The sequence below is a fragment of the Agromyces sp. NPDC056389 genome (assembly GCF_042262385.1).
Classification (GTDB): Bacteria; Actinomycetota; Actinomycetes; order Actinomycetales; family Microbacteriaceae; genus Agromyces.
Genome location: NZ_JBHJPN010000002.1, coordinates 489,095 through 503,209, shown reverse-complemented (window position 1 = coordinate 503,209; position 14,115 = coordinate 489,095). Strand labels below are relative to the sequence as shown.

The following is a 14,115-nucleotide window of genomic DNA, read 5'->3' as shown; positions in this document are numbered from 1 at the left end:
AATGAACGATTCGGAGCGCGCTCTCGTTCTCAGGGCAGAGAACCGGAGGTGATGGATGCCGCTCGATGACGACAGTCGTCTGGCCGCGCTCTACGACGCGCACGGGCCGTCGGTGTGGAGGTACGTGGTGCACCTCACCGGCGACGCCGCCGGCGCCGACGACATCGTGCAGGAGACCCTGCTCCGTGCGTGGCGGAATCCTCGCATCATGGCCCAGGAACCGGCGTCGACGAGATCGTGGATGATCACGGTCGCCCGGAACCTCGTGATCGACGAGGCGCGGAGCGCGCGTCGCCGGCACGAGATCGGCGTCGCGGAGACCCCCGAACGCGCGGAGCACGACGCGACCGACGCGCTGTTCGAGAGCCTGCTCGTCGAGGAGGCGATGGCGACGTTGAGCCTCGAGCATCGGGCGGTGATCGTGCATGCCTACTACGGCGGATGCAGCGTGGCCGAGGTTGCTCGGCGGCTCGGCATCCCCGAGGGTACGGTGAAGTCCCGGTTGCACTACGGGCTTCGGGCCCTGCGGCTCGCGCTGCAGGAGAAAGGGGTGACGCGATGAACCCGGATCACGCGCGCTTCGCCGACTGGGACTCGGCCTACGTGCTCGGCGCGCTCTCGCCCGCCGAGCGCGGCGAGTTCGAGCAGCACCTCGAGACGTGCGAGCTCTGTCGCCGGTCCGTCGCCGAGCTCGCCCCGATGCCCGGGCTCCTCGCACGGCTCTCGCCCGAACGCGCCGAGGCGCTCCTCGGCGAGCCGGGTGCCGAGCCCCTGCCGGCACCCCGCGACGACCTCCTCGACGCGGTGCGGGTGGAGGATCGCCGGCGCCGTCGTCGGCGGGCGCGCACCTGGTGGACCGCCTCCGCGGCGGCCGCGGTGATCGTCATCGGCGCGATCGCGGTGCCGCTCGCCGTCACCCGGCCGCAGTTCTCCTCCGAATCGGTCGCGTTCGAGGCGGTCGCCGACCTGCCGCTCTCCGCGACGGCGACGCTGACGCAGGTCGCATGGGGCACGAGGATCGAGCTCGACTGCAGCTACGCCGATGCCGAGGCATCCGATGCCCCGCCCGGCGGCTGGCCGTACGCGCTCGTCGTCGTCGGTCGCGACGGCGAGCGCACCGACGTGTCGAGCTGGCGGGCCAGTCCCGGATCCTCCGCCCGGCTGTCGGCGGGCGCCGCCCTCGATCTCGACGAGATCGCGTCGCTCGAGATCCGGGCGATGGGCAGCGGCGACGTGCTCATGCGGAGCGAGTTCGACTGAGTCGGAGCGGGTTCGAGCGAGTCGGTGTGAACCATCCGGCGCTGCGTCTCGTGCTTCTGGAGAGGTCGCACATCGCGGCCGCGAGCACGAGAGAAGGACCGGATATGAAGCTGCGCATCGCAACAGGACTGGCCGTCATGGGCCTCGTCGTCGCACTCGCAGGGTGCTCCGCCCCCGCGGCAGAGGAGCCGACGGACGCGGGCACCTCGGCGGAGACCGAGTCGCCCGACATGGGCGAGTCGCCCGAGGCACTGCTCACCACCGCCGACTCGGACCTCGGCGAGATCGTGGTCGACGGTGAGGGAATGACGGTCTACATGTTCGACAACGACACCCAGGGGGCGGACGCGAGCAGCTGCGAAGGCGAGTGCGCGACCAACTGGCCCGCGGTGACGACCGAGTCGGATGCCCCGGAGGTCGAGGGCGTGACCGGTGAGATCGGCACCATCACGGGCGTCGACGGCTCGACGCAGGTGACGCTCAACGGCTGGCCGCTCTACTACTTCGCGGGCGACAGCGCCTCGGGCGACACGAACGGCCAGGGCGTGAACAACGTGTGGTGGGTGCTCACGCCGGCAGGGGAGAAGATCGGCGGCTGACGTGTCGGCGGTCTAGGCGGGGCGCGGCGCCGCGTGGCGACCGCGCTCCGTGTAGTCGCGACGTTCGGGAGCCGGGGCGGTGACCGCGACGAGGGCGCGGCGTCGAGCCGCGACGCGCTCGTGCGCGGCGTCGATCTCCGCCTCCGTCGCGCGGAAGCGGCGGTCGGTGGCGCGGGCCGCGAGGTGGCCCGCGGCGAAGGCTGCGGCGAGTGACATGGTTCGGTTCCATCCCTGGTGTCCGGCGGTGCCCGCCGCCCCCTCGTGGTGAGGGGTGCCTCCATGCTCGCGAGCAGCACGATCCGACGGATCAGGGCGACCCCGAGGGGCGCGCCCGGGAGTACACTGAGGTTCTCTCGGATTACCCACGGGTTCTGTCGGAGGGCCCGGGTTCTCTCGAAGCAGAGGGGGCATGATGTCCGTTGATCTGATCACGGTGCTCACGACCGTCGGGTTCGTGGGCTTCCTCGTCGGCACCTCGATGCTCGCGGGTCGCGGCCTCGGGCTCGAGCAGCGGGCCGGTCTCCTCGAACGACGAGATCCCGCCACGGCCGAGGCGCTGCGAAGAGCCCAGTCGATCACCGACTTCTCGAGCGGCAGCGTCTTCGGCGACGAGGGCTTCTACTCTCCCGTCTGCTCGCCGTCGCGGCGCAGCGGGCTCGACCTGGCGCGCGTTCGGGCGACGGACTCCGACCTGCGGGTCGAGCCGGCCGAGGAGGTCCTGCCGCCGATGCCGACGACGGTCGTCGCGCTCGGCAGGAGCGAGCACATGCCGAGAACGACCCGCACGCGGCATCCGATCCGCACGGACCAGCCTGATCGGACCGTCCGACCCGCTCAGTCGGCCGAGGCGGCGAAGAGCCCCGGCCACCAGCCGAGCGCGAGCGGATAGCCGACGAACGACACGATGTCGAGGATCCAGTGCGCGATGACGAGCGGCATCGTGCGACCCCAGCGCTGGTAGCACCAGCCGAAGACGATGCCCATCGCGACGTTGCCGAAGAACGGCCCGATGCCCTGGTAGAGGTGGTACGTGCCGCGCAGCACGGCGCTCGAGAGGATCGTCGCCCACGGGCCGACGCCGAGCTCCCTGAACCGGGTGAAGAGGTAGCCGACGACGATGACCTCTTCGGTCAGCGCGGCCTCGAGCGCCCGGAACACGAGGACCGGTACCGTCCACCACAGCCACTCGGCCGGTGACGCCTCGACCGCCACGGTCAGGCCGAGGGATCGGCCGAGCGCGTAGAGCGCGAGTCCGGGCACGCCGATGGCGAGCACGAGCAGCACGCCGGATGCCGCGTCGCGCCCCGGTCTCGTCAGGTCGAGGCCGATGCGGCGGAACGGGTTCGTGCCGGGCGCCCAGAGCAGGTAGAGCACGAGCGCGACGGCGAAGAGACCGAAGAAGACGTCGAGGAACTGGTACGTGAAATCGAGCCACTCGCGAGGCGCGCGCGAGGGGTTCAAGGCGACCGTCTGCTCGCCGAGCGGCGTCTCGGCGGTGAGCTTCGCGATGATCGAGACGATCGAGTAGACGGCGGATGCCCCGAGCGAGAGTCCGAGCACGATGACGACCTCGAGCCGCAGCCGCCGTGCAGAAGACATGCGGCAATCATCGCATGAGCGGCTCAGACGCAAGATTCGTGCGGATTCGCGACGGAATCCGCCGAGGCGTGTGTCGCTAGGTTGCGCGTCGGTAACGGTTTGCCCTTCTGGTTTGCTTACCGGAGGTCGGGTTCATAGTCTCGATCTACCAGCGCTCCAGCGCGGCCACGAGCCGTGCTGTCGTCGCACATCTCATCAGGAGGAACATTGAAGATCAAGAGAATCGGCGTTGCAGCCATTGCTCTTGCTGCCGCCGGCGCATTGACGCTGTCGGGCTGCACGAGCGGCGGCGCTGACCCGTCGGCACCCGCCGGAGATGCCACCGCGGTCATCACGACCAACGGCTCCGAGCCCCAGAACCCGCTGATCCCCACCAACACCAACGAGGTCGGTGGCGGCAAGATCCTCGACGCGATCTTCGCGGGCCTCGTCTACTACGACGCCAAGGGTGCTGCGCACAACGACGTCGCCGAGTCGATCGAGACCGACGACGCGCAGAACTACACGATCAAGCTCAAGGCCGACCAGAAGTTCACGAACGGCGAGCCCGTCACGGCCGCTTCGTTCGTCGACGCCTGGAACTACGGTGCAGACACTGCCAACGAGCAGCTCTCGCAGTACTTCTTCGAGTCCATCGAGGGCTTCAGCTACGACGAGTCGGTCCCCGAGCTTCCGGGCCTCGAGGTCGTCGACGACACGACCTTCACGGTCGCGCTGTCGCAGCCCGAGTCGGACTTCCCGCTGCGCCTCGGCTACTCGGCCTTCTACCCGCTGCCCGAGTCGGCCTTCGAGGACCTCGCGACCTTCGGTGAGAACCCGGTCGGCAACGGCGCGTACATGCTCGACGGCGAAGACGCCTGGAAGCACAACGAGAAGATCGACCTCGTCGTGAACCCCGACTACGACGGCCCCCGCAAGGCAGTCAACGGCGGCCTCGACATCATCTTCTACGCCTCGCAGGACGCCGCGTACGCCGACCTCCAGGGCGGCAACCTCGACGTGCTCGACGCGATCCCCGACTCGGCTCTGGCCACGTTCGAGGACGAGTTCGGCGACCGTGCGATCACGCAGGCGGCTGCGATCTTCCAGTCGTTCACGATCCCCGCGCGTCTCCCGCACTTCTCGGGTGAAGAGGGCAACCTCCGCCGCCAGGCGATCTCGATGGCGATCAACCGCGACGAGATCACCGACGTGATCTTCTCCGGCACCCGCACCCCGGCGCACGACTTCACGTCGCCGGTCATCGACGGCTACTCGGAAGAGATCCCCGGCTCCGAGGTGCTCGAGTACAACCCCGAAGAGGCGAAGAAGCTGTGGGCCGAGGCCGACGCCATCGCTCCTTGGGACGGCACCTTCAAGATCGCGTACAACGCCGACGGTGGCCACCAGGCCTGGGTCGACGCTGTTGCGAACGGCCTGAAGAACGACCTGGGCATCGACGCCGCCGGCGACCCGTACCCCACGTTCGCTGAGGCGCGCACGAAGATCACCGACCGCACCATCCAGACGGCCTTCCGTTCGGGCTGGCAGGCGGACTACCCGGCGCTCTTCAACTTCCTCGGCCCGCTCTACGGAACCGGTGCCGGCTCGAACGACGGCGACTACTCGAACCCCGAGGTCGACACGCTGCTCAGCGAGGGCCTCGCCCAGACTGACATCGCTGCCGCGAACGAGAAGTTCCAGGCCGCACAGGAGATCCTGTTCCAGGACCTCCCCGCCGTTCCGCTGTGGTACTCCACGGTCAACGGTGCTTGGAGCGAGGTCGTCAACGACGTCGAGTTCGGCTGGAACTCGGTGCCGCTGTACTACCAGATCACCAAGAGCGAGTAATTCTCGATCAAGGACGACTCGGGGTTAGACTCTGAGGCGCCCGTGGGGCGGCAGCCGAGCAGGCTGCCGCCCCACTCCCACGTATCCACGGTGTTCACCTGATCGGCGTAACATCGTGGAGTCGAACTCGCACAACGGTGAGGTTTCTTTCAACATGTCCACATTCGCAGAACGCAGGGCCTGATCCATGGCCGGCTATATCCTGCGCCGACTGCTGCAGGCGATCCCTGTCCTGCTCGGCACCACATTCCTGATCTATTTCATGGTCTTCGCCATGCCCGGCGATCCGATCGTCGCGCTCTTCGGCGACAAGACCCCGCCCCCTCAGGTCATCGAAGCCCTGCGCGAGCGGTACCACCTGGACCAGCCGTTCATCGTCCAGTACTTCATCTTCCTCGGCAACATCTTCAAGGGTGACCTCGGCGTCTCGTTCTCGGGTCAGCCGGTTTCCGAGATCCTGATGGCCACCTTCCCGGTGACGCTTCGCCTCGCTGCGATGGCGGTCTTCTTCGAAATGGTGGCCGGCATCTCGATCGGCCTCATCTCGGGCCTCCGCAAGGGCGGCATCTTCGACGCCAGCGCGCTCGTCGTGAGCCTCATCCTCATCTCGCTGCCGATCTTCGTGCTGGCGTTCGTGATGCAGTGGTTCTTCGGCATCTATCTGGGGTGGTTCAGAACCACGGTCGGGCCAGGGGCTCCAACGCAAGACCTGATATTGCCGGCCATCGTGCTGGCCACCATCAGCTTCGCCCAGATCGTTCGACTGACACGGGCGTCGGTCATCGACACCGACGGACAGGACTTCGTTCGCACTGCCGCGAGCAAGGGCCTCTCCCGTGGGCGCATCGTCCCCGTGCACATCCTGCGCAACTCGCTCATCCCCGTCGTCACCTACCTCGCCGTCGACTTCGGCACGCTGATGGTCGGTGCCACCGTGACCGAGGGCATCTTCAACGTGCCCGGCGTCGGCCGCACGCTCTACCAGGCGATCATCCGAGGTGAGGGGCCGACCGTCGTCTCCTTCGTGACGATCATGGTGCTGATCTACCTCGTGGTGAACCTGCTGGTCGATCTCCTGTACGCCGTTCTCGACCCGAGGATCCGTTATGCCAAGTAACACCAGACCAGACCAGCAGCACTACGTCGCTCCGCTGGAAGAGACGCCGCTCGTCGCCATCGACTCGGTCAAGGCCGAGGGCAAGCCCTCGAACCTCTGGACCGACGCATGGAACGACGTGCGCAAGCGCCCGATGTTCTGGATCTCCTCCGTGCTGATCCTCCTCGTCGTGGTCGTCGCCCTGTTCCCCGGCCTGTTCACGCAGACGCCGCCGAACAACGGCTGCCTCCTCGCGAACAGCAACGCGGGTCCGACCGAGGGCCACCCGCTCGGCTTCACGAAGCAGGGCTGCGACATCTACTCGCGCATCATCCACGGCACGTCGACGTCGCTGGCCGTCGGCCTCATCGTCACGTTCCTCGTGGCGCTGCTCGGCATCGTCTTCGGCGCGTTCGCGGGCTTCTACGGCGGATGGCTCGACTCGGTGCTCTCGCGCCTGGGCGACATCTTCTTCTCGATCCCCTACATCCTCGCCGCCGTCGTCATCATGTCGGTGCTCTCGGCCTACCGGAACGTGTGGGTGATCTCGCTCGCGATCGGATTGTTCGCGTGGCCGGCGACGGCTCGTGTGCTCCGTGCCGAGATCCTGCGGGTGAAGAACGCCGACTTCGTCATGGCCTCCACGGCGCTCGGTGTCTCGCGGTTCCGGATCCTCGTGCGTCACGTGCTGCCGAACTCGATCGCACCGGTCATCGTCATCACGACCATCTCGCTCGCCTCGGCGATCGTCGCGGAGGCGACCCTGTCGTTCCTCGGCGTCGGATTGCCGACCGACATCATGTCGTGGGGCAACGACATCAGCCAGGCGCAGACCTCGCTGCGTACCGCGCCCCAGACGCTGATCCTGCCCTCGATCGCACTGTCGGTCACCGTGCTGAGCTTCATCATGCTCGGCGAGGTCGTGCGCGACGCGCTCGACCCGAAGGCGAGGGCGCAGCGATGAGCGAGACTTCGAACGGATCGAACGTGCAATCAGAACGCGCCACCGGCGCCGAACGCCCGCTGCTCGAGATCAAGGATCTCCAGGTCGGCTTCAACACCCAGGACGGCCTCGTCAAGGCCGTCGACGGGGTCAACATCACCCTCTACCGCGGGCAGAGCCTTGCGATCGTGGGGGAGTCGGGCTCGGGCAAGTCGACGACCGCGCACGCGATCATCAACCTGCTTCCCGGCACGGGCCACGTCTCGGGGGGCCAGATCCTCCTCGACGGTCAAGACCTCACGAAGGCGTCCAAGAAGGACATGGAGGCCGTTCGCGGCCGCAAGATCGGCTTCGTCCCCCAGGACCCGATGTCGAACCTGAACCCCGTGTGGTCGATCGGATTCCAGGTCGAGGAGGCCATCAAGGCCAACGGCATCGCCACCGGTCGCAAAGAGGTCAAGAAGCGCGCCGTCGAGGTGCTGAAGCAGGCGGGGCTCGGCGACGCCGACCGTCGCATGCGTCAGTTCCCGCACCAGTTCTCGGGCGGCATGCGTCAGCGTGTGCTCATCGGCATGGGCCTCGCGGCGAACCCGCAGCTGCTCATCGCTGACGAGCCGACCTCGGCGCTCGACGTCACCGTGCAGCGCGTCATCCTCGACCACCTCGAGTCGCTGACCCGCGAACTCGGCACGACCCTGCTCTTCATCACGCACGACCTCGGTCTCGCCGCAGAGCGTGCCGAGCAGCTCGTCGTCATGTACAAGGGCCGCGTCGTCGAGTCGGGCCCGTCGGTCGAGATCCTGCAGAACCCGCAGCACCCCTACACGCAGCGACTCGTCGCCGCGGCACCGAGCCTCGCCTCGCGCCGCATCCAGGCGACGGGTTCGATCTCGGCGGCCGAGTCGTCGATCGCCGAGGGCGCAGCGACCGCGGCGGGCGACTCGATCGACCTGATCGCGACCGCCGAGGCGCGTGCCGAGGCACTCGCCGCCGCTCCCGCGGCAGCGCCGGCGATCGTCGTCGAAGACCTCACCAAGGTCTTCAAGATCCGCGGCTCCGGCGACTTCACCGCGGTCGACAAGGTCTCGTTCGAGATTCCCAAGGGCACCACCATGGCACTCGTCGGCGAGTCGGGTTCGGGCAAGTCGACCGTCGCGAAGATGCTGCTGAAGCTCGAGGACGCGACGAGCGGCAAGATCGTCGTCGGCGGCAAAGACCTCGCGAGCGTGACCGGCAAGGAGCTCTTCAACCTCCGCAGCCGCATGCAGCCGGTCTTCCAGGACCCGTACGGTTCGCTGAACCCGCTGCGGAACATCGGCAACACCATCGCCGAGCCGCTGTTCACGCACAAGGTCGGCACCAGTGCCAGCCGCCGTGAGCGGGTCTACGAGCTGCTCGACCAGGTGTCGCTGCCGCGCACGCTCATCAGCCGCTACCCGAACGAACTCTCGGGCGGCCAGCGCCAGCGCATCGCGATCGCGCGTGCGCTCGCGCTGAAGCCCGAGATCGTCGTGCTCGACGAGGCCGTTTCGGCGCTCGACGTGCTCGTGCAGGCTCAGATCCTGCGCCTGCTCGCCGACCTGCAGGCCGAACTCGGACTCACGTACCTCTTCATCACGCACGACCTCGCGGTCGTGCGCGTCATCGCCGACCACGTCTGCGTGATGCAGAAGGGCCGCATCGTCGAGGCGGCGACCACCGACGAGGTGTTCGACCACCCCCAGGAGCAGTACACGAAGGATCTCCTCGCGGCGATCCCGGGTGCCAGCATCGAGCTCGGCGCCTAGGCACCGAGCGCGACGCGCACGACGCGAGCGCCCGGCATCCGATCACTCGGAGGCCGGGCGCTTTCGCGTTCTCAGCTTCGCAGGGCGCGGGGCAGGGTACGCTAGAGGGGCGCACGCCGTCACTGCGGCATCCTGCGCTCCCCACAGACCTTCATCTCAGCGCTTCCACGCTGTCTCCGTGCGCTGAACTCTTGCTCGGGGGCGACGGGGGGCCGGCACCCTCGAGGACCAAACATGGCCAACGCCACCCGGAACGATCTGCGAAACGTCGCGATCGTCGCTCACGTCGACCACGGCAAGACCACGCTCGTCGACGCGATGCTCAACCAGACGAACTCCTTCGACGCGCACGCGCACGTCGAAGAGCGCGCCATGGACTCGAACGAGCTCGAGCGCGAGAAGGGCATCACGATCCTCGCCAAGAACACGGCGATCTCGTACAAGGGCAAGCACGCCGTCGACGGCCCGATCACGATCAACGTGATCGACACCCCGGGTCACGCCGACTTCGGCGGCGAGGTCGAGCGCGGCCTGTCGATGGTCGACGGCGTCGTCCTCCTCGTCGACTCGAGCGAGGGCCCGCTGCCGCAGACCCGCTTCGTGCTCCGCAAGGCGCTCGAAGCCCGCATGCCGGTGATCCTCCTCGTCAACAAGACCGACCGTCCCGACGCCCGCATCGACGAGGTCGTCGCCGAGAGCCAGGACCTCCTGCTCGGCCTCGCCTCCGACCTCGCCGACGACGTGCCCGACCTCGACCTCGACGCGATCCTCGACGTGCCGGTCGTCTACGCCTCGGGCCGCAACGGCGCAGCGAGCCACAACAAGCCCGGCAATGGCGAACTCCCCGACAACGACGACCTCGAGCCCCTCTTCGAGGCGATCCTGCAGCACATCCCGGCGCCGGTCTACGACGACGAGCACCCCCTGCAGGCGCACGTCACGAACCTCGACGCCTCGCCGTTCCTCGGTCGCCTCGCCCTGCTCCGCGTCTTCCACGGCACCATCAAGAAGGGCCAGACGGTCGCCTGGGTCAAGCACGACGGCAGCGTCCAGAACGTGCGCGTGACCGAGCTCTTCCTCACGAAGGCGCTCGACCGCTTCCCCGCCGAGAGCGCCGGCCCGGGCGACATCGCCGTGGTCGCGGGCTTCGAGGACATCATGATCGGCGACACGCTCGCCGACCCCGAAGACGTGCGTCCGCTCCCGATCATCGCGGTCGACGAGCCGGCCATCTCGATGACGATCGGCACGAACACCTCGCCGCTCGTCGGCAAGGTCAAGGGCCACAAGCTCACCGCCCGCATGGTGAAGGACCGCCTCGACCGCGAGCTCGTCGGCAACGTCTCGCTCAAGGTCCTCGACATCGGCCGCCCCGACGCGTGGGAGGTGCAGGGCCGCGGCGAGCTCGCGCTCGCGATCCTCGTCGAGCAGATGCGCCGTGAGGGCTTCGAGCTCACCGTCGGCAAGCCCCAGGTGGTCACCAAGCAGATCGACGGCAAGGTGCACGAGCCCTACGAGCACCTCACGATCGACGCCCCCGAGGAGTACCTCGGTGCGATCACGCAGCTGCTCGCTGCTCGCAAGGGCCGCATGGACAACATGTCGAACCACGGCACCGGCTGGGTTCGCATGGAGTTCATCGTCCCGAGCCGCGGCCTCATCGGCTTCCGCACGGAGTTCATGACGACGACCCGCGGCACCGGCATCGCGAACGCGATCTCGCACGGGTACGACGTGTGGGCGGGCCAGATCGTGACCCGCAACAACGGCTCGATCGTGGCCGACCGCTCGGGCGTCGTGACGCCGTTCGCGATCATCGCCCTGCAGGAGCGCATGACCTTCTTCGTGAACCCGACCGAAGAGGTCTACGAGGGCATGGTCATCGGCGAGAACTCGCGCAACGACGACATGGACGTGAACATCACGAAGGAGAAGAAGCTGACGAACATGCGTCAGTCGACCTCCGACACGTTCGAGTCGATGACGCCCTCGCGCCAGCTCTCGCTCGAGGAGTGCCTCGAGTTCGCCCGTGAAGACGAGTGCGTCGAGGTCACGCCGGCCGCCGTGCGCATCCGCAAGGTCGAGCTCGACGCGACGGCCCGTGCCCGCACGACGTCGCGTCTGAAGAAGCAGAACTAGCAGTCGCCGACGCAGACGAGCGGATGCCCCGGGGTCGAACGACCCCGGGGCATCCGCTCGTTTCGCGTTCTGCCTGCTCTCTCGCGTCCTGACTGGGGGAGAACGCTCTCACGGGTTCCGGGGGAATATGCATGTGCATCGGAGGTTCCTCCCAGAGTCGGTGCGTACCGTAGCTGAGGTTGTCTCGAACCTGACTCAGAAAATACGTAACGCACCCCCATATGACTCCCCCCAAGCACGGCCGCCGCGCGGCCACCTCCAGCCCTGCCCGCCCCACCCCCGCACTTCGCACCGGCCTCGCCGGAATCCGGAACCGTTTCGCCCGCACGGGTGCTGCTCGTTCCGGCGCTGCGACGCTTCGGCCGGTCCTCTCCGTGATCGCGATGTCGTTCGCCGGCGCCATGATGGTCGCCACGAGCGTCCCCGCGCTGGCCGTGACCGCGACCGACACGATCGCCCGCGCCTCGGTCTACGCGCCGGCTGAGGACACGATCGAGTACGCGCCCCAGACCGTCGAGGTCGGCAGCGAGGGCATCATGTCCGAGCTCGCCGCCGAGCAGTACGACGTGGAGGTCGCACCGCCGCCCATCACGTCGCAGGTCGCGAGCCTCGGCAGCGTGCAGCTCATCGACACCGACACGATCGTCTGGCCGGTGCAGACGCCCGAGAAGCGCAGCGGCGGCTACGGGCCGCGTTCGGCACCCTGTGCCGGATGCTCGACCTTCCACGACGGCGTCGACTTCACTCCCGGCAACGGCACGCCCGTGATGTCGATCGCCGACGGCGTCGTCGTGCTCGCCACCGAGAACGGCGGCGGGCTCGGCGTCAACGTCGAGGTGCAGCACAACATCGGCGGTGAGCTCATCACGAGCTCGTACGCGCACATGCAGTTCGGCTCGATCGCCGTCTCGGTCGGGCAGCAGGTCACCGCAGGTCAGCAGCTCGGAGTCGTCGGTACGACCGGTCAGTCGACCGGCCCCCACCTGCACCTCGAGATGTTCGGCGGCGACGGTGCGCGCTTCGACGGCTTCGCCTGGTTGTCGGCGCGGATCGGCTGATTCGGCGAGCTAGGCGCCGGTGAAGGCCGGGTCTCGCTTCTCGATGAAGGCCGCGACGCCCTCGCGCATGTCGTGAGTGCGGAACGCGTCGCCGAAGGCCGCGATCTCGAGGTCGCTCGCCGACTCGGTGCGGCGGCCCGCGGCGTCGACGAGCACGCGCTTGGCGAGCCCGACGGCCGGCGCGGCGTTCGCTCCGACCTCGTCGAGGGTCGCTCGCGCACCGGCGAAGAGCGACTCGCGGTCGGGGAACGACCGCACGACGAGCCCGATCGCGACCGCCTCGGCGGCGTCGATGCGGCGTCCCGTGTAGATGAGTTCCTTGGCGCGGGCGAGCCCGACCGCGCGGGGAAGCCGCACGGTGCCGCCGAAGCCGGGGATGAGGCCCAGGTGCACCTCGGGCTGACCGAAGCTCGAGGCATCCGTCGCATAGATGAAGTCGCACGAGAGCGCGAGCTCGAGGCCGCCGCCGAGTGCGAAGCCGTCGACGCACGCGATGACGGGGGCGGAGAGTCCTTCGATCGCCGCTGCCACCCGGTGGCCGAGTCGTGACGACTCCTCGCCCTGCTCGGGCGTGAGCCCCGCCATCGCCCGGATGTCGGCGCCCGCCACGAAGGCGCGTCCGCCGGCCCCGGTGAGCAGCACGCCGCGAACGGCGCTGCCCTCTGCGGCGAGGGACTCGAATGCGCCGAGCAGTGACGCGAGCACGTCGGGGGAGAGGGCGTTCAGCGCCTTGGGGCGGTCGATCGTCACGATCGCGAGACTGCCGTCGCGCTCGACGCGCACGTCGGGCCCGTTCTCCTGAGTGCTGGGCTCGGCCATCATCGGTCCTCTCCGCACGGTCCGTTCCGTGTCCCGGCCCACGCTACGCCATCGCCTCGCGATGGCCGGGCGGTAGAATTCCGAACGGGGCGATCGGATGCCGCGTGGTGCCGACCCGCCCCATCGCCCAGATCGCTGCACACGAGGAGCCGGCCATGCGACAGTCCATCACCCGCCGTCGGGCGGGCAGCGCCGCGGTGATCGCCGTACTGGCGCTGACCATGCTCTCGGGCTGCTTCCCGAATCCGGGCGACCTCGTCAACCAGGGCGTCGAAGACGCCATCGAAGGCGCCACCGGCGGCGACGTCAGCCTCAGCGGCGAACTGCCCGCCGACTTCCCCGAAGCGGTCGCGCTCATCGACGGCGAGATCAGCTTCGCCGCGGGAGCTGGGGCCAGCGAGGGCTGGGTCGTGATGGTCACGTCGAGCGCGGCGGATCCCGTCGCCGACGCTGCCGCGAAGCTCGAAGCTGCAGGCTTCACCGAGGACACCACGTTGAACGGTGACACGGCGAGTGCCGTCGTGTACTCCAACGGCGAGTACATCGTGCTGCTCGCGGGCGACGGCGACGTCGTCTCGTACACGGTCACCCAGCAGCCGAAATGACGAGTCGAACGAGTCTCGGCACGATCGTCGTCGCCTTCCTGGTCGGGCTCGTCTACGGCGCGCTCGGCACCGTCGGGCATCGAGCGTCGCTCAGCATCGGCGAGGTCTCGATCCCGTGGGGCCTCGCGGCGGCGCTCATCGGCGTCGCGGCGCTCCTCGTCGGAATCCGTCTCGTCGCCGGCGGCCGGTGGGCCGCTGCGGCGGCCGGGGCCGGTGTCATCGTCGCGGTCGCCGTGCTCACGCTGCCGGGGCCGGGTGGTTCGGTGCTCATCGTCGACGATCTGACGGGCACCATCTGGTCGGTCGCGCCCGCCCTCATCGCGGTGCTCGTCGTCGCGTGGCCGAAGCTGCCGTCGGCCCGTCCGCGCGACGCATAGACT

General features: G+C 68.4%; 15 protein-coding genes. 12 read left to right on the top strand and 3 right to left on the bottom strand.

The genetic code is table 11. The annotated features are described in order from the left end of the window. Window positions 1–55 precede the first annotated feature (55 nt). The 3 genes from ACFCVM_RS15265 (at window position 56) to ACFCVM_RS15255 (ending at window position 1,859) form a co-directional block, all read left to right on the top strand. Window positions 56–562 carry a sigma-70 family RNA polymerase sigma factor gene (locus ACFCVM_RS15265; RefSeq protein WP_375837396.1) on the top strand — a complete coding sequence of 169 codons (507 nt, stop codon included), beginning with the start codon at window positions 56–58 and terminating at the stop codon, window positions 560–562. Beyond that, window positions 559–1,260, top strand: a complete 702-nt coding sequence (locus tag ACFCVM_RS15260) for an anti-sigma factor family protein (RefSeq protein ID WP_375837395.1) — start codon at window positions 559–561, stop codon at window positions 1,258–1,260. Before ACFCVM_RS15265 ends, ACFCVM_RS15260 begins: the two co-directional genes overlap by 4 nt. Before the next feature lie 104 nt (window positions 1,261–1,364). Beyond that, entirely contained in the window at window positions 1,365–1,859 is a 495-nt protein-coding gene (locus ACFCVM_RS15255; RefSeq protein WP_375837394.1) for a hypothetical protein, read from the top strand. A gap of 12 nt (window positions 1,860–1,871) precedes the next feature. Here the strand turns inward: ACFCVM_RS15255 and ACFCVM_RS15250 are convergent, their stop codons facing one another. Then, window positions 1,872–2,075: a hypothetical protein gene (locus ACFCVM_RS15250; protein ID WP_375837392.1), complete on the bottom strand. Its 204-nt coding sequence runs from the start codon at window positions 2,073–2,075 to the stop codon at window positions 1,872–1,874. A 193-nt stretch (window positions 2,076–2,268) separates the two neighbouring features. Here ACFCVM_RS15250 and ACFCVM_RS15245 point away from each other — a divergent pair, with 193 nt between their 5' ends. Beyond that, complete coding sequence (locus ACFCVM_RS15245; protein ID WP_375837391.1) at window positions 2,269–2,748, top strand: hypothetical protein; 480 nt, start codon at window positions 2,269–2,271, stop codon at window positions 2,746–2,748. On the opposite strand, the gene ACFCVM_RS15240 is transcribed toward ACFCVM_RS15245, so the two are convergent. Beyond that, window positions 2,694–3,458 carry a CPBP family intramembrane glutamic endopeptidase gene (locus tag ACFCVM_RS15240; RefSeq protein ID WP_375837390.1) on the bottom strand — a complete coding sequence of 255 codons (765 nt, stop codon included), beginning with the start codon at window positions 3,456–3,458 and terminating at the stop codon, window positions 2,694–2,696. The genes ACFCVM_RS15245 and ACFCVM_RS15240 overlap by 55 nt on opposite strands. Window positions 3,459–3,665: 207 nt before the next feature. Between ACFCVM_RS15240 and ACFCVM_RS15235 the strand changes: the two genes are divergently transcribed. The 6 genes from ACFCVM_RS15235 (at window position 3,666) to ACFCVM_RS15210 (ending at window position 12,311) form a co-directional block, all read left to right on the top strand. Beyond that, entirely contained in the window at window positions 3,666–5,288 is a 1,623-nt protein-coding gene (locus tag ACFCVM_RS15235) for an ABC transporter substrate-binding protein (protein ID WP_375837389.1), read from the top strand. A 187-nt stretch (window positions 5,289–5,475) separates the two neighbouring features. Beyond that, window positions 5,476–6,405 carry an ABC transporter permease gene (locus ACFCVM_RS15230; protein WP_375837388.1) on the top strand — a complete coding sequence of 310 codons (930 nt, stop codon included), beginning with the start codon at window positions 5,476–5,478 and terminating at the stop codon, window positions 6,403–6,405. Next, complete coding sequence (locus ACFCVM_RS15225; protein ID WP_375837387.1) at window positions 6,395–7,348, top strand: ABC transporter permease; 954 nt, start codon at window positions 6,395–6,397, stop codon at window positions 7,346–7,348. Before ACFCVM_RS15230 ends, ACFCVM_RS15225 begins: the two co-directional genes overlap by 11 nt. Continuing rightward, the gene (locus ACFCVM_RS15220) at window positions 7,345–9,114 is read left to right on the top strand and encodes a dipeptide ABC transporter ATP-binding protein (protein WP_375837385.1); all 1,770 of its coding nucleotides are present in this window, start codon (window positions 7,345–7,347) and stop codon (window positions 9,112–9,114) included. The genes ACFCVM_RS15225 and ACFCVM_RS15220 overlap by 4 nt, the downstream gene beginning before the upstream one ends. Before the next feature lie 234 nt (window positions 9,115–9,348). Beyond that, complete coding sequence (typA, locus tag ACFCVM_RS15215) at window positions 9,349–11,253, top strand: translational GTPase TypA (RefSeq protein WP_375837384.1); 1,905 nt, start codon at window positions 9,349–9,351, stop codon at window positions 11,251–11,253. A 221-nt stretch (window positions 11,254–11,474) separates the two neighbouring features. Then, entirely contained in the window at window positions 11,475–12,311 is an 837-nt protein-coding gene (locus tag ACFCVM_RS15210; protein WP_375837383.1) for a M23 family metallopeptidase, read from the top strand. Between the two features lie 9 nt (window positions 12,312–12,320). Here the strand turns inward: ACFCVM_RS15210 and ACFCVM_RS15205 are convergent, their stop codons facing one another. After that, window positions 12,321–13,133, bottom strand: coding sequence for an enoyl-CoA hydratase/isomerase family protein (locus ACFCVM_RS15205; RefSeq protein ID WP_375837381.1), 813 nt, complete (start codon window positions 13,131–13,133; stop codon window positions 12,321–12,323). A 152-nt stretch (window positions 13,134–13,285) separates the two neighbouring features. Between ACFCVM_RS15205 and ACFCVM_RS15200 the strand changes: the two genes are divergently transcribed. Both ACFCVM_RS15200 and ACFCVM_RS15195 read left to right on the top strand, forming a co-directional pair. After that, on the top strand, window positions 13,286–13,735 hold the full coding sequence (locus ACFCVM_RS15200) for a hypothetical protein (protein WP_375837380.1): 450 nt from the start codon (window positions 13,286–13,288) through the stop codon (window positions 13,733–13,735). After that, on the top strand, window positions 13,732–14,112 hold the full coding sequence (locus ACFCVM_RS15195) for a hypothetical protein (protein ID WP_375837378.1): 381 nt from the start codon (window positions 13,732–13,734) through the stop codon (window positions 14,110–14,112). Before ACFCVM_RS15200 ends, ACFCVM_RS15195 begins: the two co-directional genes overlap by 4 nt. The last annotated feature ends 3 nt before the right edge of the window (window positions 14,113–14,115 follow it).

Excerpts from the sequence above, each read along its gene's own strand:
- ACFCVM_RS15265 (WP_375837396.1), top strand. The coding sequence starts at position 56 with ATGCCGCTCGATGACGACAGTCGTCTGGCCGCGCTCTACGACGCGCAC.
- ACFCVM_RS15260 (WP_375837395.1), top strand. The coding sequence starts at position 559 with ATGAACCCGGATCACGCGCGCTTCGCCGACTGGGACTCGGCCTACGTG.
- ACFCVM_RS15255 (WP_375837394.1), top strand. The coding sequence starts at position 1,365 with ATGAAGCTGCGCATCGCAACAGGACTGGCCGTCATGGGCCTCGTCGTC.
- ACFCVM_RS15250 (WP_375837392.1), bottom strand. The coding sequence starts at position 2,075 with ATGTCACTCGCCGCAGCCTTCGCCGCGGGCCACCTCGCGGCCCGCGCC.
- ACFCVM_RS15245 (WP_375837391.1), top strand. The coding sequence starts at position 2,269 with ATGATGTCCGTTGATCTGATCACGGTGCTCACGACCGTCGGGTTCGTG.
- ACFCVM_RS15240 (WP_375837390.1), bottom strand. The coding sequence starts at position 3,458 with ATGTCTTCTGCACGGCGGCTGCGGCTCGAGGTCGTCATCGTGCTCGGA.
- ACFCVM_RS15230 (WP_375837388.1), top strand. The coding sequence starts at position 5,476 with ATGGCCGGCTATATCCTGCGCCGACTGCTGCAGGCGATCCCTGTCCTG.
- ACFCVM_RS15225 (WP_375837387.1), top strand. The coding sequence starts at position 6,395 with ATGCCAAGTAACACCAGACCAGACCAGCAGCACTACGTCGCTCCGCTG.
- ACFCVM_RS15220 (WP_375837385.1), top strand. The coding sequence starts at position 7,345 with ATGAGCGAGACTTCGAACGGATCGAACGTGCAATCAGAACGCGCCACC.
- typA (WP_375837384.1), top strand. The coding sequence starts at position 9,349 with ATGGCCAACGCCACCCGGAACGATCTGCGAAACGTCGCGATCGTCGCT.
- ACFCVM_RS15210 (WP_375837383.1), top strand. The coding sequence starts at position 11,475 with ATGACTCCCCCCAAGCACGGCCGCCGCGCGGCCACCTCCAGCCCTGCC.
- ACFCVM_RS15205 (WP_375837381.1), bottom strand. The coding sequence starts at position 13,133 with ATGATGGCCGAGCCCAGCACTCAGGAGAACGGGCCCGACGTGCGCGTC.
- ACFCVM_RS15200 (WP_375837380.1), top strand. The coding sequence starts at position 13,286 with ATGCGACAGTCCATCACCCGCCGTCGGGCGGGCAGCGCCGCGGTGATC.
- ACFCVM_RS15195 (WP_375837378.1), top strand. The coding sequence starts at position 13,732 with ATGACGAGTCGAACGAGTCTCGGCACGATCGTCGTCGCCTTCCTGGTC.